1 protein-coding gene is annotated in these 2,677 nt (G+C 59.4%); it reads left to right on the top strand.

What is annotated here, in order from left to right; translation table 11 throughout:
* Nucleotides 1-308: 308 nt before the first annotated feature.
* On the top strand, nt 309-689 hold the full coding sequence (locus tag EN932_RS33485) for a DUF982 domain-containing protein (protein ID WP_024505614.1): 381 nt from the start codon (nt 309-311) through the stop codon (nt 687-689).
* Nucleotides 690-2,677 lie beyond the last annotated feature (1,988 nt).

Here is a 2,677-nt window from a genome sequence, read left to right as displayed (position 1 = left end):
GATCCTCTTCCAGTCTATCTACACTGCTACGCCGGTTAGAGGCCTTGCTACGCGACGGCAAGATCGCCGACGTGCAGGTTGGTGGGCCGAGGGCCTCGCGGACAGACGCGCTGGCAGCGGGATGAGGTGCCAATTGCCAAGAGGCTGCTGGGCTCGGCCGGCCAATTCTCTCTTGAACTGAAAAGAGCCATTTCCAATATCCTCTCTGTGCCGAAGGCGTCACGCAGACCGGCATGTTTTGCCGAGGAATCATCCTGCGTCACCCGAAGAGACACAAGCGCCGCTTTAGGGCTTGAAGGGAGGTCACGATGGAGAGCGCTACGTTCAAACAGCCGATTTTCGTGCGAGATGACAGTTTCGTCCTCAAAAAGATCGGTTGCGTCATGGATGCCATAGAATTTCTGGAAGAATGGCCGGTCGAAAGGCGCGGCCTTCTCCACGGAGCGGCCTGTGATACATGCTACTCGGCGTATGATGGTCGCAAGTCGGTCGAGGCCGCGCACAAGGCGTTTGCGACCTGGGCACGCAGGGTGGGTGTGATCGAAGACGTTCCCTTGGCGCCGTCTTGGATGACAGGGCCGAAGATTGGCAGTGCACACGAACTAACCGTTAAAACTCTCTGCGGCGGCAATCACGCCGCCGCAGCAAACAATCTGCCACGCGCTCACGAGGAGGAGAGGCTCGGTTGACCAGATGACGGACGGGCTGCGCCGGCAACTCGCGCTATCGTATTCGGGGGCTGCGGACGATCGCCCTCCCGCTGCCAACCCCGATGAGCAAAGAGCCTTTCACATCTGCAAGCCGCAGCCGCCGATTGCAGCTCAAGCCGAATGCAGGCCTTCACTGCACCAAAAAAGTCCGCTACACATAAGGCATGGTGCATTCATGGCCTTGCGGACGGGCGAAGCCGTGAGGCGAGACTCGCCCACGCCTCGACCAGTCACGGCACAGCGGATTGAGCGAGTACTCGACCGCGTCGCCGAAATCATTGTGGCACGAGGTGACCATGGTGAGGCATGGCTCCCGTTATACGACCACTTGGAACGCGCCTTGCAGGACCACTGGGCGAAGGAAGAACGTCTTGCCGCAGTGCGTCAGCGGGTCATACGATCCCAGGATCGAGCGGCCACACGATCTTCATAGTTCCTGTTGCCACATCTTCATGTCGCCGTCCTCGCCATATTTCGGCCGGTAGATCGGGTAGCCCATCAACATGCGCCGAAGCTCCTCGCCGAGCCTACCGTTCTTCATGCGGTCTTCGAACGAGTGGCGCGGTGAATAGACAGTGTGTATTGTTCTCGACGGCCGCCGACCGCGTCAACAGATGATGATTTGGCAGGCTCGCCTATCGTGCTCTCGGCTAGTCCGCAGGATCGTGCCGAGGAGCCCGGCGACCAATATCTCTGCGAGAGGCTGATAGACAAATCCAGAGACACGGCATGGGCGGTATCGGACACGCGCTGCTTGTGGATTTCGCCCAGCATCAACGATGCCTACAAGGCATCGTCAGCAGCCTCGCGAAAATCTCTGGCGTGCGGATTTTATACGGTCAGTGGTGTCGAGGGCGCGGCGCACGAACACGCAGCTCTCGTCTCTGACCCCTCTGAGCACACGGCGATAGTAATGGAAATGATCGCCCCTCCGTTGCAAGAAGCGGTCGGGAGATGCTCTCCGCGTCGTCTTCCCACGTCTGGGATGCACCATTTGGAAACAGCCGCAAGGCCGACTGCCTGAGCGTGCGGATCACGCGGCCGCAGCTCAGGGCGCAGCAGTCCGCGTTGCCCACCCCCCACTTAGCAGCCCTGTGCCTTCAGGGACCGGACCATCCGCACGACAACAGGGTCATATGGTTTCTTTTCCGATTTCCTGTAATTAATTATGAAAAGCGCGGCGCGGTCGCCGCAGACCGTGATTGCGCGGACATAGCGGATCTCGCCATTCTTGACACCCGAGTAGCTTGCCCATCTGGATGTTATGCGCCGATAGGTCAGTCGCCAACCGGACTTTTTGTCCTCTATCATGCGGTGCTCGATCTCGGCGCGAAAACTGGCTTTGCCCAATCGTCCGCCCCAAACGACTAGGGACGCTTCTCTCGGCCCCAGAAAAGCCGCGCCTTGATCCGAGTGCTGGGTGAGGACGAAACCTGGAGGAATATCGAATGTAAAGCCAAGCTGCCGGACGCCAAAGGGCTGCCATGCTTCGGCCCGAAGCAATGTGGTGCAATAGAGACAGACTGTAAGGCCCAGCAAGAAGTGTCGCATCGCTCTGATTTAGCGTCGGCTAACACGGCGACCAGACCGACATGGGGTCCGCGACGTAAAATGTGCAGTTCAAAGCGGGGCTTCCCTCCGCGTCAGTGGGATGATCACTGAGGTGGCGCCGGAACTTACCTGATCCTTGAGCCGGCGAACCGATGATGCTGGAGGGGCTTTGAGCCATAGATGGTTCTAACTATAGCCGAGCAAATGGCGAAGCCCAACTATCGGCAGCTAGACGGTCCATATCATGCAAGGGCCGCCGCGACCCAGGCGATCGCGGGAGAGCCGCGCCGCTATTTTCAGCCAAACTGTGTTCCATGGTCGAATTCTCCCCAGGTTGACTCGAGAGGACGGCGGGCGCAGACGTTCACGCGGACGGGCATCGACTGGTCATCGCCGACACATGGTGCGCATCCCCC

This window comes from Mesorhizobium sp. M7A.F.Ca.US.002.01.1.1 (assembly GCF_004022955.1).
Lineage (GTDB): Bacteria > Pseudomonadota > Alphaproteobacteria > Rhizobiales > Rhizobiaceae > Mesorhizobium > Mesorhizobium ciceri.
The sequence above is the reverse complement of the archived record's forward strand: the minus strand, read 5'-3'. Positions and strand labels throughout refer to the sequence as shown.

Excerpts from the sequence above, each read along its gene's own strand:
- EN932_RS33485 (WP_024505614.1), top strand. The coding sequence starts at position 309 with ATGGAGAGCGCTACGTTCAAACAGCCGATTTTCGTGCGAGATGACAGT.